At 56.6% G+C, this 24,908-nt stretch carries 16 protein-coding genes and 1 riboswitch; of the genes, 12 read left to right on the forward strand and 4 right to left on the reverse strand.

The window, feature by feature from the left end:
- Positions 1–122: 122 nt before the first annotated feature.
- The 3 genes from RSK20926_RS15825 to RSK20926_RS15835 all read right to left on the reverse strand — a co-directional run bounded on the left by RSK20926_RS15825 (position 123) and on the right by RSK20926_RS15835 (position 6,991).
- Positions 123–3,566: a pyruvate carboxylase gene (locus RSK20926_RS15825; protein ID WP_008208212.1), complete on the reverse strand. Its 3,444-nt coding sequence runs from the start codon at positions 3,564–3,566 to the stop codon at positions 123–125.
- 317 nt (positions 3,567–3,883) lie between these two features.
- On the reverse strand, positions 3,884–5,080 hold the full coding sequence (locus tag RSK20926_RS15830; RefSeq protein ID WP_008208213.1) for an alpha-hydroxy acid oxidase: 1,197 nt from the start codon (positions 5,078–5,080) through the stop codon (positions 3,884–3,886).
- Between the two features lie 114 nt (positions 5,081–5,194).
- Positions 5,195–6,991 carry a sensor domain-containing diguanylate cyclase gene (locus tag RSK20926_RS15835; RefSeq protein WP_008208214.1) on the reverse strand — a complete coding sequence of 599 codons (1,797 nt, stop codon included), beginning with the start codon at positions 6,989–6,991 and terminating at the stop codon, positions 5,195–5,197.
- A gap of 326 nt (positions 6,992–7,317) precedes the next feature.
- Here RSK20926_RS15835 and RSK20926_RS22560 point away from each other — a divergent pair.
- The 12 genes from RSK20926_RS22560 (at position 7,318) to RSK20926_RS15900 (ending at position 24,311) form a co-directional block, all read left to right on the forward strand.
- Positions 7,318–8,074 (forward strand): IS5 family transposase gene (locus tag RSK20926_RS22560; protein WP_085979714.1). Its coding sequence is split into 2 segments (ribosomal slippage): positions 7,318–7,643 and positions 7,642–8,074, totalling 759 coding nucleotides; the frame shifts between segments, so codons are not numbered across the junction.
- 555 nt (positions 8,075–8,629) lie between these two features.
- Positions 8,630–8,708, forward strand: a riboswitch (SAM riboswitch).
- Between the two features lie 60 nt (positions 8,709–8,768).
- Positions 8,769–9,956 (forward strand): O-succinylhomoserine sulfhydrylase, encoded by a 1,188-nt coding sequence (gene metZ, locus RSK20926_RS15850; RefSeq protein ID WP_008208217.1) that lies wholly within the window; start codon positions 8,769–8,771, stop codon positions 9,954–9,956.
- Positions 9,957–10,169: 213 nt separating this feature from the next.
- Positions 10,170–11,273: a GTP cyclohydrolase FolE2 gene (gene folE2, locus RSK20926_RS15855; RefSeq protein WP_008208218.1), complete on the forward strand. Its 1,104-nt coding sequence runs from the start codon at positions 10,170–10,172 to the stop codon at positions 11,271–11,273.
- 82 nt (positions 11,274–11,355) lie between these two features.
- Positions 11,356–12,804, forward strand: coding sequence for a TrkH family potassium uptake protein (locus RSK20926_RS15860; RefSeq protein ID WP_008208220.1), 1,449 nt, complete (start codon positions 11,356–11,358; stop codon positions 12,802–12,804).
- Between the two features lie 189 nt (positions 12,805–12,993).
- On the forward strand, positions 12,994–14,232 hold the full coding sequence (locus tag RSK20926_RS15865) for an aspartate kinase (protein ID WP_037255347.1): 1,239 nt from the start codon (positions 12,994–12,996) through the stop codon (positions 14,230–14,232).
- 44 nt (positions 14,233–14,276) lie between these two features.
- Positions 14,277–16,517: a phosphoenolpyruvate--protein phosphotransferase gene (gene ptsP / locus RSK20926_RS15870; protein ID WP_008208222.1), complete on the forward strand. Its 2,241-nt coding sequence runs from the start codon at positions 14,277–14,279 to the stop codon at positions 16,515–16,517.
- 631 nt (positions 16,518–17,148) lie between these two features.
- Entirely contained in the window at positions 17,149–19,443 is a 2,295-nt protein-coding gene (locus RSK20926_RS15875; protein WP_037255348.1) for a bifunctional salicylyl-CoA 5-hydroxylase/oxidoreductase, read from the forward strand.
- Positions 19,440–20,195, forward strand: coding sequence for an SDR family NAD(P)-dependent oxidoreductase (locus RSK20926_RS15880; RefSeq protein WP_008208224.1), 756 nt, complete (start codon positions 19,440–19,442; stop codon positions 20,193–20,195). Before RSK20926_RS15875 ends, RSK20926_RS15880 begins: the two co-directional genes overlap by 4 nt.
- On the forward strand, positions 20,192–20,647 hold the full coding sequence (locus RSK20926_RS15885) for a MarR family winged helix-turn-helix transcriptional regulator (protein WP_037255349.1): 456 nt from the start codon (positions 20,192–20,194) through the stop codon (positions 20,645–20,647). The genes RSK20926_RS15880 and RSK20926_RS15885 overlap by 4 nt, the downstream gene beginning before the upstream one ends.
- 2 nt (positions 20,648–20,649) lie before the next feature.
- Complete coding sequence (locus RSK20926_RS15890; RefSeq protein ID WP_008208226.1) at positions 20,650–21,453, forward strand: enoyl-CoA hydratase family protein; 804 nt, start codon at positions 20,650–20,652, stop codon at positions 21,451–21,453.
- A gap of 82 nt (positions 21,454–21,535) precedes the next feature.
- Positions 21,536–22,696, forward strand: coding sequence for an acyl-CoA dehydrogenase family protein (locus RSK20926_RS15895; RefSeq protein WP_008208227.1), 1,161 nt, complete (start codon positions 21,536–21,538; stop codon positions 22,694–22,696).
- Position 22,697: 1 nt separating this feature from the next.
- Positions 22,698–24,311: an AMP-binding protein gene (locus RSK20926_RS15900; RefSeq protein WP_008208228.1), complete on the forward strand. Its 1,614-nt coding sequence runs from the start codon at positions 22,698–22,700 to the stop codon at positions 24,309–24,311.
- A 127-nt stretch (positions 24,312–24,438) separates the two neighbouring features.
- Here RSK20926_RS15900 and RSK20926_RS15905 read toward each other — a convergent pair.
- Positions 24,439–24,908: glycerophosphodiester phosphodiesterase family protein (locus tag RSK20926_RS15905; protein WP_008208229.1), on the reverse strand; the 470-nt coding region annotated here is incomplete at its 5' end.

Consider the following 24,908-nt stretch of genomic DNA (forward strand, 5'->3'; position numbering starts at 1 on the left):
GAAAAGAAAACCACTGGTTCTAGCTGGAGCTGAGAGCCACCCCTCTTGGCTTGAGAATTGAAAGCTGCAAAGAAAAACGGGCGCCCAATGGCGCCCGTTTCTACTTGGTGTGAGGGGTGGGTTTATTCAAGCTCGATCAGCAGGTCCTTGGCGTCGATCTGTCCGCCCGCCTGCACATGCACGTCTTTCACCGTTGCGCTGCGTTCTGCGTGCAGGCCTGTTTCCATCTTCATGGCTTCGATGGTCAGGAGCATATCGCCTTCGTGCACTTCCTGGCCTACCTGCACTGCGACAGAGGCGACAACGCCCGGCATTGGCGCGCCGATGTGGTTCGGGTTGCCCGCTTCGGCCTTGGCGCGCTGCTCGGTGGTGGCTTTGACCAGGCGGTTGGGGACGCGGATCACACGCGGCTGACCGTTGAGTTCAAAGAAGACCTTGACCTCACCCTTTTCGTCGGTCTCACCAAGTGCCTGCAGACGGATCTCCAGGGTCTTGCCCGGATCGATCTCGGCGGTGATCTCTTCACCCGGTTCCATACCGTAGAAGAAGGTCTTGGTTGGCAGGGCCCGCACTGGACCATACTGACGGTGACGGCCCATGTAGTCGAGGAAGACCTTGGGATACATCATGTAACCGTTCAGATCCTCATCATCCACCGCCTTGCCTTCCAGCATCTGGCTCAGCTCGGCGCGGGTCTCTTCCAGATCCACCGGCTCCAGATGGGCGCCGGGGCGCTCCAGGTTGGGGGCATCGCCCTTCAGCACCTTGGAGACGATACTCTCAGGGAAGCCACCGGGAGGCTGGCCCAGGTTGCCGCGCATCATGTCGACGACGCTATCGGGGAAGGAGACTTCGGTCGCGGGATCCTCGACCTCGGTGCGAGAGAGGTTCTGGCTGACCATCATCAATGCCATGTCGCCCACCACTTTGGAGGAGGGGGTCACTTTGACGATGTCACCAAACATCTGGTTCACATCGGCATAGGTCTGGGCGACCTCATGCCAGCGCTCTTCCAGACCCAGGGAGCGCGCCTGCGCTTTGAGGTTGGTGAACTGGCCACCGGGCATCTCGTGCAGGTAAACCTCAGAGGCCGGGGCGGCGAGGCCGCTTTCAAAGGCGGCATATTGCATCCGCACCTGTTCCCAGTAGTCTGAGATTTCGCGCACTTTAGTGATGTCGATGCCGGTGTCGCGGTCGGTGTTGCGCAGACCTTCGATGATCGAACCCAAGCAGGGCTGAGACGTCCCGCCCGAGAAGGCATCCATGGCCGCATCCACAGCATCAACACCCGCATCCGCTGCCGCCAGAATGGTGGCACCGGCAATGCCAGAGGTGTCATGAGTGTGGAAGTGGATTGGCAGGCCGACTTCTTCCTTCAGGGTCTTGATCAGCTGACGTGCCGCGGCAGGTTTCAACAGGCCCGCCATGTCCTTGAGGCCCAGAATATGGGCGCCGGCGGCTTCCATCTCCTTGGCCATACCAACATAGTACTTCAGGTCGTACTTGGCGCGGTCGGGATCCAGGATGTCACCGGTGTAGCAGACAGTACCTTCGCAGATCTTGCCGCTTTCAACTACGGCATCCATGGCGACACGCATGTTCTCAACCCAGTTGAGGCTGTCAAAGACGCGGAAGACATCAACACCTGTCTCTGCCGCCTGGCGCACGAATTCCTGCACCACATTGTCTGGATAGTTGGTGTAGCCAACGCCATTGGAGGCACGCAGCAGCATCTGCGTCATTAGGTTCGGCATGGCCTCGCGCAGGTCGCGCAGGCGTTGCCAGGGGCATTCCTGCAGGAAGCGATAGGCCACATCAAATGTCGCACCGCCCCAGCACTCAACCGAGAACAGCTGGCTGAGGTTCTGCGCATAGGCAGGCGCTACCTTGATCATATCGATGGAGCGCATACGGGTCGCCAGCAGGGACTGGTGACCATCGCGCATGGTGGTATCGGTGAGGAGCAGCTGACGCTGTGCCTTCATCCAGTCAGCAACAGCCTGGGCCCCCTTCTGCTCTAGCAGATTGCGGGTGCCATAGGGGGTGCTGGCGGGTTCCACCTGAGGTGCGCGCGGCGCTTTCAGATCCGCAGCAGGGGCTGCGCGGCCCTCTGTCTCTGGATGGCCATTGACGGTGATGTCGGCAATATAGGTCAGGACCTTGGTGCCGCGGTCGCGCCGTTTGGCAAATTGGAACAGCTCCGGCGTCTCATCAATGAATTTGGTGGTATATTCATTGTTGAGGAAGGTCGGATGCTTCAGCAGGTTTTCGACAAAGGCGATATTGGTGCTGACACCGCGCACCCGGAATTCGCGCAGGGCGCGGTCCATGCGGGCAATTGCCTTTTCCGGGGTCTGAGCCGAAGCCGTGACCTTGGTCAGGAGAGAGTCATAGTAGCGGGTGATTACGCCGCCCGCATAGGCGGTGCCGCCGTCCAGACGGATGCCCATGCCAGTGGCCGAACGATAAGCGGTGATGCGGCCATAGTCGGGGATGAAGTTGTTCAGCGGATCTTCGGTCGTGACGCGAGTTTGCAGCGCGTGACCAGTGAGCTGAATGTCACTCTGGGCGGCCTTGCCTGTCGCCTCGGCGATGGTCTTGCCCTCGGCGATCAGGATCTGCGCCTGAACGATGTCGATGCCGGTAACTTCCTCGGTGACGGTGTGTTCCACCTGTACCCGTGGGTTCACCTCGATGAAATAGAACTTGCCATCGTTCATATCCATCAGGAATTCGACGGTGCCGGCGCATTCATAATTCACATGCTGGCAGATCTTGCGACCCAGATCGCAAATCTCGGCGCGCTGCTCTTCGGACAGATAGGGCGCAGGGGCGCGTTCAACCACTTTCTGGTTGCGGCGCTGCACTGAGCAGTCGCGCTCAAAGAGGTGGTAGATCTCACCGTGTTTGTCACCGAGGATCTGCACCTCAACGTGACGGGCACGGGTGATCATCTTTTCCAGATAGCCTTCGCCATTGCCAAAGGCTGCTTCGGCCTCGCGGCGGCCTTCCAGAACCTTTTCTTCCAACTCACTCTCGCCCTGGATCGGGCGCATGCCGCGACCACCGCCGCCCCAGGAGGCTTTCAGCATCAGGGGATAGCCAATCTCGGCTGCTTCCTTGCGGATCGCGTCCATGTCGTCGCCGAGCACTTCTGTCGCAGGGATGACAGGCACGCCGGCAGCAATGGCAACTTTGCGGGCCGAAGCCTTGTCGCCCAGGGCGCGCATGGTCTCGGCCTTGGGGCCGATGAAGGTGATGCCGTTGCGCGCACAGGCATCCACAAAATCGGGGTTCTCCGACAGCAGGCCATAGCCGGGGTGAATGGCATCGGCACCGCTCTCTTTGGCGACGCGAATGATCTCATCGATCGACAGATAGGCGGCCACAGGGCCCATGCCTTCACCGATGCGATAGGCTTCATCCGCCTTAAAGCGATGCAGCCCCAGTTTATCCTCTTCGGCATAAACCGCGACAGTGCGCTTGCCCATCTCATTCGCGGCCCGCATCACGCGAATGGCAATCTCGCCCCTGTTCGCTATCAGGATCTTTTTGAAGTCAGTCATCTTGGCTCCCCCGGGGTGGTGCTTGGTTGGCGAAGTGTTAGGTGCATATTAGGCGATGGTATACCCCCAGTTCTGGGTATCTGCGGCATGATTGCGCTCTCATGCGTCCAATTTCCGTCAGTTTTGCTGCACCTGCGACATAATGGCGTGCATTTTTCGCGAAGAATTGTTCTCATTCTGCACAAAAATTAGGCAAAGCCTTTTTTGATCGAATCTTAGGTCACCGGCTTTGACATATTCAAAGGAAGGCGAGAAGTGACGGCGGGGAACATCCGAACCGGGAAATTTGAAAAGTCAGGCCTTTTTCATTTGTATCATCATGTTAAGGAATTGGCCGCAGGCTGTAACGAAAGAGTGCGCATTTCAACTTTGCGTATCTCTGTCGGTTTGATGAGGCCTAGCTGTCCCATGTTCGCCTCCAGATCCTTGCGCAGGATGTCGCAGAGATGGGTCAGCCCCTGATCCCCTAATGCTGCGAGTGCAAAGTGTGGCGCGCGGCCTAGCATCACAAAATCCGCACCCAGCGCCAAAGCACGTAAAATATCCAGACCTGTTTCCGCGCCGCTGTCAAAGATCAACGGCAACGCGCAGGCTTTGCGAATGGCAGGCAGCATCTCGATTGATGCGGGGCTGGCGTCGAATTGCCGCCCGGCATGGTTGGAGACCCAGAGGGCGTCGACGCCAAGCTCTTGCAGCCTGGAGGCATCTTCCGGGCGCATGACGCCTTTGATGACCAGCTTGCCCTGCCAGTTTTCTCGCAGCCATTTGACGTAATTCCAATTAGGGGAGGTTCGCAGCAAATACCCTATATGTGCAGTCGAAGAACGCGCATTGTTTGGTCCAGAGACATATTTATCAAGAGTGCGCATATGGGGCATGCCGCCCTCAGCCCGGTGATGCCAGGCCATACCCAGGGCCCAGGCGGGGCGCCGCATGACCTGTGCCAGCAGGCGTGGCGTCAGGCGCGGTGGTTGTGTCAGACCGGAACGGGTCTGACGCTCCCGGCGGGAAGCAACCGGAACATCGACTGTCAGGATCAAGGTGCCAAAACCCGCATCGCGCGCGCGCTCCAGCATGTCCCGGCGTATCCCCTCATCTTTAGGGGGATAAAGCTGGAACCAGGCATTCTCTCCGAGATGCGGGGCCAGATCCTCAGGGGACTGGCTGGCCACGGTTGAGAGGCAGTAAGGGATCTGTTCCTGGGCGGCGCATTTGGCCAACCGGGCCTCTGCGTTTGGCCAGACTAGCCCGGACATTCCGATTGGGGCAAACCCAAAGGGCAAGGCGCAAGGCTTGCCCAGCAAGTCTACTGACAAATCACATTCTTGCGGCCCGTGCAGAATGGAGGGAAGGAACCCAATTGACGCGAGAACGGCTCGATTTCGCCCTTTGGTCGCCTCACTGCCAGTGCCGCTGTCCAGGTATTCCCAGACAAAGGGGGGCAGGCGCCTGCGCGCCTGCTTGCGTAAATCAGAGAGAGCTGGAAAACGCTGATGTAGGTCCATGCCCGACATTGATAAGTCGCCATCCGGGAATGGCAAGCTGATTGCAGCTGCATCGTCAAACCAGTGCAGCCGCGTTTGCCCTGGTTATCCTTACCCGTTCCAAATTCCGGGTCAGCAAGTGGATTATTCAGCTGCGAAACCATGATCGGGTTTTGGGGGGCCAAAAAACTCGGCATCAGACGAGGGGTTGCGTGCTTCAGGACTGCTGCCTGAAGCAATGCAGATTTGATTTCGCCCTTTTGCCTTCGCTTCATAAAGCGCCTCATCCGCTGACCGCAGCAATTCTTGCGGCATCGCGCCATTTGCCGGGTAATGCGCGACCCCAAGCGAGATGGTAATCCGTGGCAAGGATTTATCGCCATAGCGGACCACGATGGCCTCGATGGACTGTCGCAACAATTCCGCCTTGGTCATGACGTCTTCACGAGAGAGCCCGGGCAGGATCAATGTGAACTCCTCACCCCCAGGGCGGCAGGCAATCTGATCACCTTCGCAGGTTTGCTCCATGACGGATCCGACCGCGCGAAGCACCATATCCCCGGCGTCATGACCATGGTTGTCGTTGAACTTCTTAAAGTGGTCCACATCGACCGCCACCAAGCTGAGTGTTTTGCCAGAGTGTTGGCTGCTGTTTATGAACTTGCGCAGGGAATCGTTCATATGGCGGCGGTTGAACAGACCGGTCAAAGGATCGCGGACCGACTGGTCCTGCAGTTGGTCACGCATGCGCACATTGGCAATCGCCATGGAGATTTGTTCGGCACACATCTGTGCCAGTTTCCGGCATGCGCCAAATTCATCAAATGCGGTTTGTCTTGCGCGCAGATGCATCAGGCCTACTGTCTCGCCATGGGCAAGGATCGGGAAACAATAATAGGGTCGACCGTCGTGGGGCTCAGCATGTTCGCAGACAAAGGCGATCTCAGCTGAGCCAAACTCGTAGGTGCGCCCACGGCGCAAGCCCCAGCATTCTTCTGAGTGAATATGGTCCTTATGTGAACCACCGTTCCAGCTGGAACAGCCGTCCAGCACGTCACGAGAATTCGAATAGACATAAATACTGCCCTCTGAACTGGGCAGGATATGCGTCATAAAACGAGCGACCATATCAAAAAGCTCATCTAGAGAACGGCTGGACTGCAGCCATTCATTGAGCTCCCCCAAGAGCTGGACCTCGCGGGCCAGCCGGAGTTGCTCATTCATAATTTCGCGCTCGCTCTCGTTGCGGTCGTGCACTTGCTTGAGGCGCAGACGATTGGATTTGAACACCATAAAGACAGCAAAGGAGAGTGCTATCATAGAGATGCCAGTCAGTACCGACAGAGACATGCGAGCGCGCTGGATAAAGGTGGCACGGCGCTCGGTGATGTCAGTGTAAAACTCGATTGCACCATCGAAATGGGCATTGTGCATAAGGGGCACATAGACAACTGCGACTTCACGCGTTTCATCAGAATTCAGATCCGCAACATGTAGCGCCATGCCATCAATCTCATTCTTCAGGCGGCGTTCATGTTTGTAGTAGACATCCCCTTTGCCGACCACGGCATCAAACAGACTGCGGGTTTCAAAATCACCAATTTCGTCGGTCCGCGTGGACCAGAAAATCATCCCGTCTGGCGTATAGAGGCGAAACCGATAGATGTCTGAAGCTTCGGGTAGCAGGGATAGAAACCGTGCATCAGATGGGGTAACCGAACCCTCATTAAAGGTGGTCTCTGGATCCTCCAGTTGCAGAACCACGCGACGACGCCAAAGCTCCGCTTCTTGCCGGATATCTGCTTCGAGCATGCGGTCAACCACGGGGGCGGGGACCGCGAGTATCGCCCAAACGCTGCCGACGCCCATCGCACCAAAAAGTAGAAGCAATGCGAGGCTGCGTAGCTGTTGTGCAAGGTTCTGCTTAAATTTTTCGGTCATTGCGTTTCCACCATAGGGAGAATCCCTATTGAACAGAGACAGCCTTTCTATCAGGTTACGGAGTGATAAAAGTACCAGAAAAGTGACTAAGGGTCGCGAGGTTTACCTAGATAAGTTGAATCCAACTCTCGCCAAAATGTAGCTTGCCCCCGTGGCTGCGAGGTAACTTGACTGCAAATTGCTGAAGAAAATGTAACTATGTGCAAGAGGGAGAAAAGCCCTGCAGCGCGAGGCAGGAGCAATCCGGAAGCTAGGCTCTGGACCCATTGATTTGGTTGCGGTCTCCGCGCGATCTTGATTCAAGCTCCCAAGCTTTAGGGGGCGTGATGAGCAATCTTTTCTGGCTGACTGACGAGCAGATGGCGCGGCTCCGGCCATACTTTCCGAAGAGCCATGGCAAGCCACGCGTCGATGATAGGCGTGTTCTGAGTGGCATTATCTTCATCAATCGCAATGGCTTGCGTTGGAGCGATGCACCAAGGGAATATGGTCCGCCCAAGACACTCTACAATCGCTGGAAACGGTGGAGCGACATGGGCGTGTTTGCTCGGATCATGGAAGGGTTGGCGGCGGAAGCCGCTGATCACAAGACCATCATGATTGATGCCACTTACCTCAAGGCTCACCGCACGGCTTCCAGCCTGCGGTTAAAAAGGGGGGCGTGGCAGGCTGATTGGCCGAACAAAGGGGGGGATGAACACCAAGCTGCATGCGGTCACTGACACCAACGGTCGTCCGATCCGCTTCTTTATGACGGCCGGTCAAATCAGCGACTACACCGGAGCCAGGGCTTTGGTCAGCAGCCTGCCATCAGCCGATTGGCTGTTGGGAAACCGCGGTTATGACGCGGACTGGTTCCGCGAAGCCCTTGTAGATAAGGGGATCAAGCCCTGCATTCTAGGGCGGAAGTCACGCGACAAAACCATCCGATATGACAAGCGGCGCTACAAACGACGCAACCGGATCGAGATCATGTTCGGACGCCTGAAGGACTGGCGTCGTGTCGCCACCCGCTATGACAGATGCCCAAAGGTGTTCCTGTCAGCCATAGCACTTGCAGCCACGGTCTTGTTCTGGCTGTAAATCAATGAGTCTGGAACCTAGGGGCTCAACTGCTCATGACCTCCAGCTATCATGCTGGATTCACACGATGAATATTCTCAGGCGATTTGCGCAACAAAGCCCAACCAAGCCAGTTTCGCAAGTTCTAGCTTTTTGAGTTTCCGTAGCTTTCTTGTGGTCGCCGATGTAGGGGCTATGGCGCTGGCAAGAGTATGTCGCGGTTTCCTCGCCTTCTCCAAGGTTCCGGAGCCCGTTCATATATCTCGCGGCGTTCCATCCATGCCTTTGTGGTTGATTGGCGTGGAAATTGGTGTGGCAGCTGAAAAATTGGTTGCCTCTTGCGTTTTAAAATTTTTTGCGCCTTATAGGCGATGCGTCCGTCGGATAACTTGCGCTCTGCAACCGTTCCCATGATGCGCCTGTTGCTGGGTGTGCCGAGAAAAAGTTGGTATGCAGCGAAGGCGTAACTTCAAACGAGAGGGGGTGTAGATGCTCGCATATCGGCGGTGAAAACCCGAAATCGCACCCGGAATTGAGTGCGAAATTGGGTGGCGTATTTGAAATTTAAGAGTTAAACGCTCTTTCTGTGGCTGATTTGTAACCGGATTGCGGGCCACGTTAAATATCCCGCTAAAGAGGTCAGGATGTGAAGGACCCCCTTTCGCTTGGCCGAATGGGGGTTTTTTGTTGCGCGAATAGCGCAGGAGGACACAAGATGAGTGAGAACTGGAACAAGCGTACCAAACTGGTGCATGGGGGCAGCCGCCGCAGCCAATACAATGAGGTGAGCGAGGCGATCTTTTTGACCCAGGGCTTTGTCTATGAAACGGCTGAGCAGGCAGAGGCACGGTTCATTGAAACCGGACCGGATGAGTTCATCTACGCCCGCTATGGCAACCCAACCGTGGCGATGTTCGAAGAGCGCATCGCGCTGCTGGAAGGGGCAGAAGACGCCTTTGCAACGGCCTCTGGTATGGCTGCTGTGAGCGGCGCGCTGACCTCATTGCTGAAGGCTGGGGATCATGTGGTTTCCGCCAAGGCGCTTTTTGGTTCTTGCCTTTATATTCTGGAAAATATCCTGGCCCGATACGGGGTTGAGGTGAGTTTTGTTGACGGAACCGACCTCGATCAGTGGCGTGCTGCAATGCGCCCGGATACCAAAGCGGTTTTCTTTGAAAGCATGTCGAACCCGACGCTTGAGGTGATCGACATTGAAGCGGTCTGCAACATCGCACATGAAGTGGGTGCCACGGTTGTGGTGGACAATGTTTTCTCGACGCCGGTTTTCTCACGCGCGATTGAGCAGGGGGCCGATGTGGTGGTCTATTCGGCGACCAAACATATCGATGGGCAGGGTCGCGTTCTGGGCGGTGTGGTTCTGGGGTCCAAGGACTATATCCGAGGCACGCTGGAACCCTATATGAAACACACAGGCGGTAGCCTCAGCCCCTTCAGTGCCTGGACCTTGCTGAAGGGCCTAGAAACCATTGATCTGCGGGTGAAAGCACAGGCGGAAAGTGCGTTGAAAATTGCCGAGGCCCTGGACGGTCATCCGCAGCTGGAGCGTATGATCTATCCTGGTCTGCCAAAGCACGCCCAGAATGCGCTGGTGCAGCGCCAATTGGGAGGGCAGGGCGGCACCGTTCTGTCCTTGGATCTGAAGGGGGGCAAGGAAGCTGCTTTCAAGTTCCTCAACGCGCTGAGCATTCCGGTGATTTCCAACAACCTGGGTGATGCCAAATCCATTGCCACCCATCCGGCAACCACCACTCATCAGCGACTACCCGATGAGCAGAAGAACGAGCTGGGGATTACACCTGGTCTGGTGCGCTTTTCGGTTGGTCTGGAAGATAGCGATGACCTGATCGCGGATCTGAAGGCTGCTCTGGAAGCGGCCCAGTAACAGCGGGTCAGTTGTTTGTTTCTGCGCCAGTTGCTTTGGGCAATTGGCGCAGAGGCTTGAGCAGGGGCGTGTCACTCCCCCTTTGAAACAGTAGGTGTCGCAGGGAGAGGCCTGTTTTTTGACGGTTCTGTTTTGTATTCTGCCGCGCAGCGCTGTATGACGATTGCCCTGTGCTCTTTATACTGGGCAGCCTGAGCAAGGGGGATTGCGCCGATGAACGTGCATTCTGGTGAAATTGACGAAACGCCTGACCGCGCCGCAGCTGAGGCTGCGCTGGAGCTCCTGCGCTCTTGGGCTGGTACCGCAACCGAGACGGAAATTGCCCAGTTGGAGCCTGCGGTGGCGCGGCTCTTGCCTGGCCGCGAAGTGGGAAACTACCCTGATCTTTCGCGGAACTACCCTGAGGATTTCAAATCAGATGAGGCTTATCGGGAAACTCTACCGGATCTGCAGAACGGACCATCCAGTCTGATCCGTGGGGCCAAGGAGCAGATTCAGCACGTCGGAATTTCCAACTTTCGCCTCCCGATCCGCTTTCATACCCGTGATGGGGGCGATCTGATGCTGGAAACCAGCATCACCGGATCCGTTAGCTTGGAACCGGGCAAGAAGGGCATCAATATGTCCCGGATTATGCGCACCTTCTACAAGCACGCCGAAAAAACCTTTAGTTTTGAGGTGATGGAGGCAGCGCTTGACGACTATCTGAGCGACCTTGGCAGTCTGGACGCACGTATTCAGATGCGGTTTTCCTTCCCAGCAAAAGTCCAAAGTCTTCGTTCCGGTCTGAGCGGCTACCAATACTACGACTTTGCGCTGGAATTGGTCGATCATGATGGTGTGCGTGAGAAGATCATGCATCTCGACTATGTCTATTCCTCGACCTGCCCCTGTTCGCTGGAGCTATCAGAACATGCGCGGCAATCGCGCGGGCAGCTCGCAACGCCACATTCGCAGCGCTCCGTCGCTCGAATTTCTGTCCAGGCCGACCCGGCGGGGGAGTGCCTCTGGTTTGAAGATCTGATTGATCATTGCCGTGCGGCAGTTCCAACTGAGACGCAGGTCATGGTCAAACGCGAGGATGAGCAAGCCTTTGCTGAATTGAACGCCGCCAATCCGATCTTTGTCGAAGATGCTGCACGTCTTTTCTGTGAGGTTCTGCAAAACGACACTCGAATCGGTGATTTCAGAGTTGTCGCCAGCCATCAGGAAAGCCTGCACAGCCATGATGCGATTTCGGTTCTGACCAAGGGGCAGCTGTTTTCCAGCACCAGTCTCGATCCGCGATTGTTTTCTACACTGATCCATCAGGGCTAAGTAGGCGGCGGAGCTTCGCTTTGGGGCCATTGCCGCTTACTCGGACTTGACAGTTCCTTTGCAGAAGGCCAACCCTCAGCACATGTTGGATTTTCGCCCGGTTGGATATGTCATTGGCCTTTTGGTTGTTATCCTGGGCATCTTGATGTTTTTCCCCTTTCTGGCTGACCTGTTTGAGGGGCGGGGGGAATGGCCGGTGTTTCTGGAAAGCGGTGTCGTAACGGTCCTGCTTGGGGCTATGTTGGCGCTGACCTGCGGCAATACTGCCCACCAAGGATTGACGATCCGGCAGACCTTTCTGCTGACAACACTGGTCTGGGCGGCCTTGCCTGTTTTTGGTGCCATTCCCTTTATGCTGGGGGTAACGGAACTTGGCTTTACCGATGCTTTCTTTGAGGCGATGTCGGGGCTGACCACTACGGGTTCAACGGTTCTGTCGGGGCTGGATGATCTGCCACGCGGAATTCTGCTGTGGCGCGGGATTTTGCAATGGGTTGGGGGTATCGGCATCATTGTCGTGGCCATGGTGTTCCTGCCAGAGCTGCGCGTTGGCGGCATGCAGATCTTCCGGTCTGAGTCTTTTGACACCTTTGGCAAAATCCTGCCTCGAGCGCAGGCCATCGCAAAACAGATTTCCCTTATTTATCTCGGCCTGACCTTGGCTTGCATGTTGGCGTATCTGGTGCTGGGTATGGGCGGTTTCGATGCCATGGTGCATGCGATGACCACTATCGCTACCGGTGGTTTTGCCAATTACGATGCTTCCTTTGGCGCTTTTTCCGGTGTCACGGAATATGCGGCAGCCCTGTTCATGATCCTCGCGGCTCTTCCATTTGTGCGCTATGTGCAGCTGCTGAACGGGCAGTCGGAGCCGCTGTTCAGAGACAGTCAGATACGCGTGTTCCTTTTGACCCTGGGCACCTTGGTGCTTGTTGCGGCCGTTGTGCTCTACAATTCTGCAACGCATCAACCCGAAGGTGCTTTGCGGGCAGCTTTGTTCAATATCACCTCGATCATGTCCGGAACGGGCTATGCCAGCGCAGATTACATGCAATGGGGCAGCTTTCTGGTGATGATCTTCTTCTTTGTGGGGATGATCGGGGGCTGTGCGGGATCAACGGCCTGTTCCGTAAAGGTGTTTCGCTATCAACTGCTCTTTGCCTCTATCCGGGTGCAGATCCAGCGCATCCGTTCCCCCCATGGGATTTTTGTGCCTCGATTTGAGGGACGCGCCATCGGACCAGATGTCCTAAGTTCGGTTATCTCGTTCTTTATGCTCTTTGTTGTCACGATGGGCATCATTTCTTGGGCGCTGGCCCTAACGGGGCTCGATTTTGTGACCTCTGTCTCGGGCGCTGCAACCGCACTGGCAAATGTGGGCCCAGGCCTGGGAGAGACCATTGGCCCTGCGGGCAATTTCTCCTCTCTGAATGACGTCGCAAAATGGATCCTGAGCGCGGCCATGCTTATCGGCCGACTGGAGCTGACGGCAGTCTATGCGATTTTGACCCTGCGTTTCTGGCGGGCCTGAGTTTCCGGGGCCTCCTGCGCTGGCGGAGCGGTTGTCTCCTCCTCGCTGAAGAAAGCTGCGGCGGATTGACCTTATTTGTGAAATAGGCGCTGCTGGATTGTATCGGGACATTGCCTGCCCTTGCCCTGACATAGCCTGTCGCCTATGACGCGGTGATCGGAATCAACGAGCGCACGGAGACTTATGCCCATGCCCGTTCTAGTAATGAAATTTGGCGGCACTTCTGTTGCCAACCTTGACCGTATCCGCCGCGCGGCAAAACGCATCGGCGTTGAAGTTGCGAAGGGCTATGACGTCATCGTCATTGTCTCGGCAATGTCGGGCAAGACCAATGAGTTGGTCGGCTGGGTCAATGAGACCTCGCCGCTGCATGATGCCCGCGAGTATGATGCCGTTGTGTCTTCGGGTGAGAATATCACCGCGGGTCTGATGGCGCTGACACTGCAGGAAATGGATGTTCCGGCGCGCAGCTGGCAGGGCTGGCAGGTGCCGTTGAAAACCACCTCTGCCCACAGTCAGGCACGTATTGAGGAAATTCCAACAGAGAATATCAACGCCAAGTTTGGCGAAGGCATGCGTGTTGCTGTTGTGGCCGGTTTCCAGGGCATCAGCCCTGAAGGCCGTATCACCACACTGGGACGTGGCGGCTCTGATACCACAGCTGTGGCTTTTGCCGCGGCTTTTGAAGCAGAACGCTGTGACATCTATACTGATGTAGATGGTGTTTACACCACGGATCCCCGGATCTGCGACAAGGCACGTAAGCTCGACAAAATCGCCTTTGAAGAGATGCTGGAACTGGCCTCTCTGGGCGCCAAAGTTCTGCAAACCCGCTCAGTCGAACTAGCTATGCGGTATAAGGTCAAGCTGCGCGTTCTCTCGAGCTTTGAAGAACAATCCGACGAGGCCGGCACGCTGGTCTGTGACGAGGAGGAAATCATGGAATCCAATGTTGTGGCCGGTGTGGCCTATTCCCGTGACGAGGCCAAGATGACCCTGGTTTCTGTCGCTGACCGTCCCGGCATTGCCGCGACTATCTTTAATGCGCTTTCCGATGGCGGCGTAAATGTCGATATGATCATCCAGAACATCTCTGAGGAAGGTCGTACCGATATGACTTTCTCTTGCCCAACGGATCAGGTTGCGCGTGCTGAGCAGGCGCTGATCGCGATCAAGGATCAGGGTGAGCTGAACTATGCTGAACTGGTTGCCGACACGGATGTGGCAAAGGTCTCAGTCGTGGGGATCGGCATGCGTTCGCAATCTGGTGTTGCCGCCAAGATGTTCAAAGTGCTCTCCGACGATGGCATCAACATCAAGGTTATCACCACCTCAGAGATTAAAATTTCCGTTCTGATCGACCGGAAATACATGGAACTTGCTGTGCAAGCACTGCATGATGCCTTTGAGCTGGAAAAGGCTGCCTGAGACCTCTTGGGCTGCCTGACACAAAAGAAGCGTGAGCAGGGCCCATGGTCGAAAGTACAGAATCCGAAAGCCGCAAGCTGCTAGGGCGTTTGCGTGAAGCGATGGCCGGGGAAAACCCCGGCCAGGCGCGCTTGGATAAGATTACCCATCTGATCGCGGATAGCATGGGGACTGAGGTCTGTTCGGTCTATCTGTTTCGCGATGAAGAAACCCTGGAGCTCTGTGCAACCGAAGGTCTGAACGTGGAATCCGTTCACCAGACCCGGATGCGGATTGGAGAGGGGCTTGTTGGTCGTGTGGCCAAAAGTGGCAAGGTAATCAACACCCCCGACGCCCCTAGTGCCAAGGGGTTCCGCTATATGCCGGAAACCGGCGAAGAGCGGTTTTCCTCTTTTCTCGGTATTCCAGTCCAGCGGCTTGGCGAAATGCTCGGCGTGCTGGTGGTGCAATCCAAGGATGCAAGAGAGTTTTCTGCTGATGCGGTCTATGCTCTAGAGGTCGTGGCAATGGTCATCGCAGAGATGGCGGAACTTGGGGCCTTCGTTGGTGAAGGGGCAGCTCTGTCGCCTTTGCATCAGCAGGCTGTGTTGCTACCGGGAACTGCGGCCCAGGAAGGGGCCGCTGAGGGCCACGTCTGGCTGCATGAGCCACGTGTCGTTGTCACCAATCCCATCGCTGATGATCCTGAAAAGGAGCTGGAGCGCCTGACAGAGGCGGTCGAGCACCTGAGGGTCGGTGTCGATAAGATGCTGGAAATCTCTCAGAATGGCGACAAGGAGCAGCTGAAAGTTCTGGAAGCCTATCGGATGTTTGCCAATTCCAAAGGATGGATGCGGCGCATGGAGGAGGATATTTCGCGGGGGCTCAGCGCTGAAGCCGCTGTGGAGAAAGAACAATCCCAGGCCCGCGCCCGGATGGCCCAGGTTCAGGACGCTTACCTGCGCGAACGGCTCAGCGACCTTGATGATCTGTCCAATCGTCTGTTGCGGATTCTAACCGGGCAGGGGGCTGAGACGGGCGCGGAATTGCCGGATGACCCTATCCTTGTTGCGCGCAATATCGGACCCGCTGAACTGCTGGAGTATGGTCGCAATCTCAAAGGCATCGTCCTGGAGGAGGGCTCCGTCGGTTCCCATGCCGCTATTGTTGCGCGCGCTTTGGCAATCCCGCTGGTTGTGCATGCCAAACGCATCACCAATGAGGCGCTGAACGGTGACCATATCATGGTGGATGGCGAACAGGGTGTGGTCCATCTGCGCCCCGATGACAGTGTTGTCAGTGCCTTCCGTGACAAAATTGCGATGCTGGCGCAAGCGCAGGAGCGCTATGCCTCTATTCGCGAAAAACCTGCGGTGACACAGGATGGTGCGCGGATCAATCTGGTCATGAATGCGGGGCTCATGGCTGATCTTCCCTCGCTTGATGGGTCCGGCGCTGAAGGCGTTGGGCTATTCCGAACCGAGCTGCAGTTTCTGGTTCGCAACCAGATGCCAAAGCGAAGTGAACTCGTATCGCTTTATAAACGCGTATTGGATGCAGCCCACGGAAAGCGGGTTGTGTTTCGGACCCTCGACATCGGTTCGGACAAGGTACTGCCCTATATGAAGCCGCAGGATGAGCCGAATCCGGCTCTGGGGTGGCGCGCGATCCGGGTGGGTCTGGATAAGCCCGGGGTCATGCGGATGCAGCTGCAGGCTTTGATCCGAGCGGCCGAAGGTCGTCCTCTCACAATCATGTTCCCTTTTGTGGCACAGGCCGAAGAATATCGGGCTGCGCGGGCAGAGGTGAACAAGACATTGGAGCGCGAGCGGATTTTGGGCCATGCCCTGCCTGAAAAGCTGGAAATTGGGGCCATGTTGGAAACGCCCTCTCTCGCCTATGCTCCTCAGAAGTTTTTTGACGAGGTCGGTTTTTTGTCCATCGGCGGCAATGATCTCAAGCAGTTCTTCTTTGCTGCCGACCGAGAGAATGAACGTGTTCGCAAGCGCTATGATACGCTGAACTCCAGTTTCCTGAGCTTTATTGAGCGCATTGTTGAAAGGTGCGAGACTTCCAAAACGCCACTGAGTTTCTGCGGCGAAGATGCAGGACGCCCGATCGAAGCAGTGTGCCTGGCAGCAATGGGAATGCGAACGCTCTCTATGAGGCCAGCTTCAATTGGACCTGTTAAGTCCTTGTTAATGAAAGTCAACTTGGCTGATCTGAAGAAGATCATTACGGATGCTAGGCATCGGGGAGATCAAAGCGTACGACCTTCGGTCATGCGTTACCTTCGCGATCTCTAAAATTTAGCTGATTGTTAACCATCTTGCTGTGTACTGGGTATGACCCAGTGCAGTTTATTCTGATGCCCTAACATTGCCTATGCATGCCGCCATAAAAGCAGAGGTTTCAAGGGTTGTGACTGCGGGGTAGCGAGTTCTCCACAGGTTATCCACTTTCATAAAATATATCTTAAAGGTGAAATGTTCATCAAAAGTTCCGAATGGTTTGATGTTTGTCAATATTACTCCCGCTTTCGATGGTAAATTGTGCCTCAGGTTTTCCACATATCTTCGCTAACGAGCCATTGAAGAGAGTTACAGCAGGAAGTTCTGAGAATCTTTGTTTCTAAGCTGGATAGTAGGCTGGGCAAATAGGGATCAGTCAGAGTTCAAGGGCAGTTTCGCGGCAGCATTCCGACGGGTCTTTATGTCGTTATTCCAGAACTATTCACAGAAGGTTCTGTTTGTAACCTTCAGTTAACAAATATAGAAATTGTTTTATCACCAAGACATGAGTGAGGTGTCCACAGGCGTGATGCTTTGGGCTTCCAGCCTACTTCCGGATTTAATTTTAAGTATGAAATTTTAAGCTTGAAGTTTTGGGGCACCTGCTTATTCTAGTCCTGAACAATCAGGAGTGGAGGAGGTTGGCATGAAGATCCTTTGTCTAGGTGGTGGACCTGCGGGACTCTACTTTGCGATTTCCATGAAGCTTCGGCAGCCCGAAGCTGAGGTAACCGTCCTGGAGCGCAATAAGGCTGACGATACCTTTGGTTGGGGCGTGGTGCTTTCCGATGATGCACTGGAAAATCTCTCCGCAAATGACCAGGAGAGTGCGGCAGAAATCAAAGAAAATTTTGCCTATTGGGATGACATAGCCGTGGTTCAGAATGGCCACCGGACGGTCTCTGGCGGGCATGGATTTGCTGGCATCGGACGCAAGAAAATGCTGCTTATCCTGCAGGAACGTGCGCGCGCTCTTGGGGTGGATCTGCAGTTTGAAGCAGAGGCTCGGCCAGCCTCTCAGTATCAGGATGAATACGACGTTGTGGTTGGCTGCGACGGGCTCAATTCCGCAGTGCGCACAGAGTTTGCTGAGCAGTTTAAGCCGAATATTGATGTGCGCCCCTGCAAATTCATCTGGCTTGGAACGCATCAGAAATTTGATGACGCTTTCACCTTTGTCTTTGAAAAAACTCGGCACGGGTGGGTCTGGATTCATGCCTACCAATTCGACGACAATACCGCGACTGTGATTGTGGAGTGCTCCGCAGAAACCTGGGATAACTGGGGCTTTGAGGGTATGTCCAAGGAAGAGACCATTCGGACCTGCGAAGAAATCTTCGCAGATCATTTGGACGGTCATTCCCTGATTTCAAATGCGGACCATCTGCGCGGCTCTGCGGTCTGGATCAACTTTCCGCGTGTGCTTTGCGAAAAATGGCACCATGAAAACGTTGTTCTGTTGGGCGACGCCTCGGCCACGGCGCATTTCTCTATCGGTTCAGGTTCCAGGCTGGCCTTTGACAGCGCCATTGCCCTGGCAGAGCTGATCACGACGGAAGACACATTGGAAGGCGCCTTTGAACGCTACCAAGAGGAGCGCCGCCTGGATGTATTGCGCCTGCAGTCCGCTGCACGTAACTCTTTGGAGTGGTTCGAAGAAGTGGAGCGCTATCTGGATATGGATCCAGTACAGTTCAACTATTCACTGCTGACCCGCAGCCAGCGCATTTCCCATGAAAACCTGCGCTTGCGAGATGAAAATTGGCTGCGATCGGCGGAAAAATGGTTCCAGAACCAAGCAGGTGCAGCGCAGGATGCGCCAGCCCAGCCGCCGATGTTTGCGCCCTATAAGCTGCGAGATATGCAACTGAAAAACCGCGTCGTGGTCTCGCCCATGGCGCAGTACAAGGCCAAGGATGGCTGCCCAACCGATTGGCATCTGGTGCACTACGGCGAACGCGCCAAGGGCGGGGCCGGGCTGGTCTATACCGAAATGACCTGCGTCAGCGCCGAGGGCCGGATCACACCAGGCTGTCCCGGTCTATATGCGCCCGAACATGAGGCCGCCTGGACGCGATTGGTGGATTTTGTGCATCAGGAAACTGATGCAAAGATCTGCTGCCAGATCGGCCATTCGGGCCGCAAGGGCTCGACCCAGCTGGGCTGGGAGGTAATGGACGCGCCTCTGGCGGAGGGGAACTGGGATCTGGTCTCTGCATCGGCAATAGCCTGGTCGCCGGAAAACGCTACCCCGCGCGAGATCTCCCTGGCAGAAATGCAAGCGGTCAAAGCGGAGTTCGTGGGGGCTGCGCAGATGGCAGACCGTTGCGGCTTTGACATGATCGAACTTCATTCGGCCCACGGCTATCTTATTTCCTCGTTCATCTCTCCAAAATCGAACATTCGGACGGATGCCTACGGCGGCTCTCTGGAAAACCGCTTGCGCTACCCGCTGGAGGTCTTTGCCGCAATGCGTGACGTTTGGCCTGCAGGAAAACCGATGTCGGTGCGGATCTCGGCCAATGATTGGGTTGGTGACGAAGGTGTCACACCGGAGGAAGCGGTTGAGATTGCCAGGGCCTTCGCTGAGGCGGGTGTTGACATCATTGACGTTTCCGCCGGGCAGACCTCGATTGACGCACAGCCGGTCTATGGCCGCATGTTCCAGACGCCGTTTTCTGACCGCATCCGCAATGAGGCGGGGCTTGCCACCATGGCAGTGGGCAATATCTATGAGGCGGACCACGCCAATTCGATCCTGATGGCGGGGCGGGCGGATCTGGTCTGTGTCGGTCGGCCACACCTGGCGGATCCCTTCTGGACTCTGCATGAGGCCGCCCGCATCGGTGACCGCCAGGCTGACTGGCCCTTGCCCTACTTGGCAGGCCGGGATCAGGCCTGGCGTCTGGCGGACCGGGAAGCGGAGATCATCCGGGCATGAGCATTGATGGCAAACATGTTGTTATTTCAGGCGGCGGATCCGGCGTCGGGGCCGAACTGGCCCGCTGTTTTGCGGCCCAAGGCGCCAAGGTCAGCATTCTGGGGCGCCGGATGGAACCGCTGAAAGAAGTGGCCGCAGAAACCGGCGCGCTGCCTTTTGCCTGCGATGTCACCGACCGCAGCAGCCTGGATGCAGCGCTAGAGAAAGCCGCGCAGGTGCAGGGAGAGGTGGCAATCGCCCTGGCCAACGCCGGTGCCGCGCCGTCCAAGCCCTTTGACCGCATGACACCGCAGGATTTCACCTCCGCACTAGACGTGAACCTCCTTGGGGTTTTCAATTTGTGGCAGGCAGCTCTGCCGGGCATGAAGGCAGTGGGCTGGGGGCGCTTGATAGCCATTGCTTCAACAGCGGGTCTAAAAGGCTATCCCTATGTTTCCGGCTATTGCGCGGCAAAACATGGGGTTATCGGGCTGACCCGTGCTTTGGCGCAGGAATTGGCCAAGACCGGGGTGACGGCAAATGCTATCTGCCCGGGTTTCATCGAAACGCCGCTTCTGCAAAGATCCTTGGACAATATCATCGCCAAAACCGGGATGAGCCCGGAGCAAGCAGCCAAATCTCTGCGCCGGGGAAATCCGCAGGACCGGTTTATCCAGCCCGCGGAAGTCGCCGAAGCGGCGCTTTGGCTGGCGGGCTCAGGCGCTGCTTCGGTCAGCGGTGTGGCGCTGCCTATTTCTGGAGGGGAAATTTGACCAGTACGGAAACATCCAAGGACCGCCTGCGTCTCTGGCTCAGGGTGCTTAAGGCCACCCGCGCGGTGGAAGGCGCAATTCGTGAAAATCTGCGGCAGGATTTTTCAACAACTCTGCCACGCTTTGACGTCATGGCGGCGCTAACCCAGCATCAGGAAGGCCTTAAGATGAGTGAGCTTTCTTCGGTGCTGAAAGTCTCCAATGGCAATGTCACCGGTATTGTCGAGCGCCTTGTCGAAGACGGTCATGTGATGCGCGAAAAGGTTCCAGGTGATCGCCGCGCCAGCCGTGTGCGGATGACCGAGGCAGGGCTGGCTGAGTTTTCACGACAGGCCGAGGCCCATGAGGCATGGATCGACCAGATCTTTGCGGATGTGGCGCCGGACGAGGCGCAGCCGATGGCCGAAGCCCTGGACGCCGTAGCGCGCCGATTGGACCAAGGAGAATTCTGAGGATGAGCACCCCGAAACCAGAGCATTTCCTGCTCCATGTGGAAGATGGCATCGCGACTGTTTCGCTGAACCGGCCGGAGCGCAAGAACCCGCTGACCTTTGACAGCTATGCAGAGCTGCGCGACTGGTTCCGGGACCTGCACTATGATGACAGTATAAAGGCTGTGGTATTTGCCTCCAATGGTGGCAACTTCTGCTCGGGCGGCGATGTGCATGATATTATTGGGCCTTTGACCCGGATGAGCATGAAGGAACTCTTGGCCTTCACCCGGATGACCGGCGATCTGGTCAAGGCAATTGTGAATTGCGGCAAACCGGTGATTGCCGCCATCGATGGGATCTGTGTGGGGGCCGGTGCGATCATCGCCATGGCCTCGGATATACGGATTGCAACACCTGAGGCGAAAACCGCCTTTCTCTTCACCCGGGTTGGCCTCGCTGGCTGCGATATGGGCGCCTGTGCGATCTTGCCGCGCATCATTGGCCAGGGGCGGGCGGCAGAGCTGCTTTATACCGGGCGTTCGATGTCCGCTGAAGAGGGTGCCGCCTGGGGGTTTCATAACAAGCTGGTAGCGGCAGAGGATCTGGCGGCTGAGGCACAGAGCTGGGCGGAGCGGATCGCCGCGGGGCCGAATTTTGGCCATATGATGACCAAGACCATGCTGGCGCAGGAATGGTCGATGTCGATTGAACAGGCCATCGAAGCGGAAGCTCAGGCCCAGGCGATTTGTATGCAGACGGCAGATTTCGAACGCGCATATCATGCCTTTGTGAACAAGGAAAAACCTTTGTTCGAAGGGGATTGAACCCAGCTCTACCGCCTGGAGGTGAAGGAGGATGCCTCCGGCGGAGATATTTTGGGAAAGATGAAAAACCGGGGAGGAGCCCATGGCGGACCGCACGTTTCTGAGCTGGCCGTTTTTTGAAGACCGGCACAGGGAGCTGGCCTCAGAGCTTGAGGCCTGGGCTTCCAGTAATCTTGCAGGCATTGATCATTCCGACACCGATGCAGCTTGCCGCAGCTTGGTGGCCGCGCTGGGAGCGGGTGGTTGGGCAAGGCATTCCGGAGCAGAAACAGGGGAAAAGCTGGATGTACGCAGCCTCTGCCTGATCCGGGAAACCCTGGCACGCCATGACGGGCTGGCGGATTTTGCCTTTGCGATGCAGGGGCTTGGCACTGGAGCGATCTCCCTCTTCGGCAGTGAGGCGCAGCAGGCCGAATGGCTGCCCCTGACCCGATCGGGCAAGGCGATCTCTGCTTTTGCGCTGACGGAACCGCAATCCGGATCGGATGTGGCCAACTCGACCATGACGGCCCGGCAGGAGGGCGATCACTACGTTCTGAACGGCGAGAAGACCTGGATCTCCAATGGAGGCATCGCCGATGTTTACACGCTTTTTGCCCGCACCGGCGAAGCGCCTGGGGCCAAGGGATTGTCCGCTTTTGTAGTGCCCGCAGGATTGCCCGGATTTGAGGTGGTGGAACGGCAGGAGGTGATAGCACCGCACCCGCTGGCGACGCTGCGCTTTACGGATTGCCGGATACCGGCCTCCGCCATGCTGGGCGCTCCGGGCCATGGCTTCAAGATTGCCATGTCGGTGCTGGATGTCTTTCGCTCCACAGTTGCGGCGGCGGCATTAGGCTTTGCCCGGCGGGCGCTGGACGAGACCCTTGCGCGTGTTAGTTCTCGTACCGTGCAAGGTGCCCCGCTTTTCGAGCTGCAGATGGTTCAGGGGCATATCGCCGATATGGCGCTGGATGTGGATGCCGCAGCGCTGCTGGTCTATCGCGCGGCCTGGGCCAAGGACAGTGGCGCGGCGCGGGTGACCCGCGAAGCGGCCATGGCCAAGCTGTTTTCCACCGATCAGGCGCAGCAGGTTATCGATAAGGCAGTGCAGCTGCATGGCGGTGACGGCGTGCGCCGGGGCCAGAAAGTGGAAGAACTCTACCGTGATATCAGGGCCTTGCGCATCTACGAGGGCGCTTCGGATGTACAGCGCGTGGTGATTGCCCGCCAGACACTTGGCGCTTTTCAGGGAGGAAAGTGAGATGCTTGGACCGACAGCACATGAGGACCATTTCACCCGCAGCAATCTGCCCCCGGCGGATCAGTGGCCAGAGTTCCTGCTCGATGGGTTTGACTATCCCGAGTATCTGAATGTGGGTGTTGAGCTGACCGACGCCATGGTCGCGAAGGGGTTTGGCGATCATACGGCGCTTATCGGTAACGGCCGCCGCCGTACCTATAAAGAGCTGGCCGACTGGACCAACCGCTTGGCACATGTGCTGAGCGAGGATCTGGGAGTGAAACCGGGAAACCGGGTGCTGATCCGCTCGGCCAATAATCCGGCCATGGTGGCCTGCTGGCTGGCGGCGACAAAGGCAGGTGCCGTTGTGGTCAATACCATGCCGATGCTGCGCGCCGGGGAGCTTGGCCAGATCGTGGACAAGGGGGAAATCAGCCATGCGCTGTGCGACACCCGCCTCAAGGATGAGCTGGTGGCCTGCGCCAAGGAGTCCAAATACCTGAAAACTGTTGTTGGTTTTGACGGCACCTCCAACCATGATGCGGAGCTGGACCGGCTGGCCCTGGAAAAGCCCGTGACCTATGAGGCGGTGCAAACCGGCCGGGATGATGTGGCGCTATTAGGCTTTACCTCTGGCACAACGGGGTCGCCCAAGGCCACGATGCACTTTCACCGTGATCTTTTGATCATTGGCGATGGCTATGCGCGAGAGGTATTGGACGTACAGCCCGAGGATGTCTTTGTGGGTTCACCGCCGCTTGCGTTTACCTTTGGCCTTGGCGGTTTGGCGATTTTCCCGCTGCGCTTTGGCGCGGCTGCGACTTTGCTGGAGAATGCCTCGCCGCCCAATCTGATTGAAATCATTCAGAAATACAAAGCCACCGTCTGTTTTACCGCGCCAACAGCCTATCGGGTGATGCTGCAGGCTATGGAGGAGGGGGCCGATCTTTCCTCGCTCCGTGCTGCGGTTTCTGCGGGGGAGACCCTGCCAGCCCCGGTCTATGAAGACTGGATAGAAAAAACGGGCAAGCCGATGCTTGACGGCATAGGCGCTACGGAAATGTTGCACATCTTTCTGAGCAATCGGTTTGATGATCATCGTCCGGCTTGCACAGGCAAACCTATAGGTGGGTATCAGGTGAAAATCCTTGACGCTGAAGGAGGAGAGGCCCCGGTGGGGACCGTTGGACGGCTTGCGGTAAAGGGGCCTACGGGCTGTAGATACCTCGCCGATGATCGACAGGAGGGTTATGTCCGCGCGGGCTGGAACGTGACTGGCGATAGCTTCATGATGGATGCGGATGGCTATCTGCATTTTGCAGCGCGCAACGATGATATGATCATCTCCTCTGGCTACAATATCGCCGGCCCCGAGGTCGAAGCCGCCTTGCTCTCTCATGAGGCGGTTCTGGAATGCGCAGTCATTGGTGCACCGGACGAAGCGCGCGGGGAAGTTGTTGCCGCACATATCGTGCTGAGCGAAGGGCATGTGCCTTCAGATCCTTTGATCAAGCAGTTGCAGGACCATGTTAAAGCAACAATTGCTCCTTATAAGTATCCGCGACTGGTCCAGTTTACCAAGGCCTTGCCGAAGACAGAGACAGGTAAGATCCAGCGTTTTCGCCTAAAAAACTAGTCCTGCGTTTGTCCTGGTCGGGAGGGCATGATGAGGTGAAATACTGGGCTAGCGAGTTGTGCAGCCCAGCTGTTTGATGAGATCACGAATGAAGAAGGTGCGAAGGCTGAAATAAGGCAGCTCGCTGTCAGGCTTGTTCTGCGCTCCGCCAATCCAGGCCCGCGTTCAGCAACATGCGTTGAACGCGGCCAGGGTAGTCAGTGACGATCGCATCGACACCTAGATCGATCATGCGCTGGATATCCTCGGTCTCATTCACAGTCCAAACAGCAACCCGTAGGCCCAAAGCACGGGCTGATTGCAGATCTTCTTGGGTTAGGTCCAGATAGTAAGGGCACCAGATTTTTCCGCCGCGTTCTTTCACCAAGGCGGGAATATTACCCGCTTCCAGAAGGAGGCCTGGTTCAGTTGCGGGGTCTTCGCCCTTGTCTGCTTCATTATCCGGTAGTTGGCTCAGGAATGAAGTGGGCATTTCAGGTGTGAGTTCTTGGCAGTGTTCCAGTAGTGCCCAGTCGAAACTATGCATGATTGTCCGACTTGTGACGCCGTATTCGCGTAACACCTCAGCCACGGCCAAAACGATCCGGCGTCTGGCTT

Source organism: Roseobacter sp. SK209-2-6 (assembly GCF_000169455.1).
Lineage (GTDB): Bacteria > Pseudomonadota > Alphaproteobacteria > Rhodobacterales > Rhodobacteraceae > Pseudophaeobacter.

Coding starts and splice junctions, on each gene's coding strand:
- RSK20926_RS15825 (WP_008208212.1), bottom strand. CDS start 3,566: ATGACTGACTTCAAAAAGATCCTGATAGCGAACAGGGGCGAGATTGCC.
- RSK20926_RS15830 (WP_008208213.1), bottom strand. CDS start 5,080: ATGTCGGGCATGGACCTACATCAGCGTTTTCCAGCTCTCTCTGATTTA.
- RSK20926_RS15835 (WP_008208214.1), bottom strand. CDS start 6,991: ATGACCGAAAAATTTAAGCAGAACCTTGCACAACAGCTACGCAGCCTC.
- metZ (WP_008208217.1), top strand. CDS start 8,769: ATGAGTGAGAACTGGAACAAGCGTACCAAACTGGTGCATGGGGGCAGC.
- folE2 (WP_008208218.1), top strand. CDS start 10,170: ATGAACGTGCATTCTGGTGAAATTGACGAAACGCCTGACCGCGCCGCA.
- RSK20926_RS15860 (WP_008208220.1), top strand. CDS start 11,356: ATGTTGGATTTTCGCCCGGTTGGATATGTCATTGGCCTTTTGGTTGTT.
- RSK20926_RS15865 (WP_037255347.1), top strand. CDS start 12,994: ATGCCCGTTCTAGTAATGAAATTTGGCGGCACTTCTGTTGCCAACCTT.
- ptsP (WP_008208222.1), top strand. CDS start 14,277: ATGGTCGAAAGTACAGAATCCGAAAGCCGCAAGCTGCTAGGGCGTTTG.
- RSK20926_RS15875 (WP_037255348.1), top strand. CDS start 17,149: ATGAAGATCCTTTGTCTAGGTGGTGGACCTGCGGGACTCTACTTTGCG.
- RSK20926_RS15880 (WP_008208224.1), top strand. CDS start 19,440: ATGAGCATTGATGGCAAACATGTTGTTATTTCAGGCGGCGGATCCGGC.
- RSK20926_RS15890 (WP_008208226.1), top strand. CDS start 20,650: ATGAGCACCCCGAAACCAGAGCATTTCCTGCTCCATGTGGAAGATGGC.
- RSK20926_RS15895 (WP_008208227.1), top strand. CDS start 21,536: ATGGCGGACCGCACGTTTCTGAGCTGGCCGTTTTTTGAAGACCGGCAC.
- RSK20926_RS15900 (WP_008208228.1), top strand. CDS start 22,698: ATGCTTGGACCGACAGCACATGAGGACCATTTCACCCGCAGCAATCTG.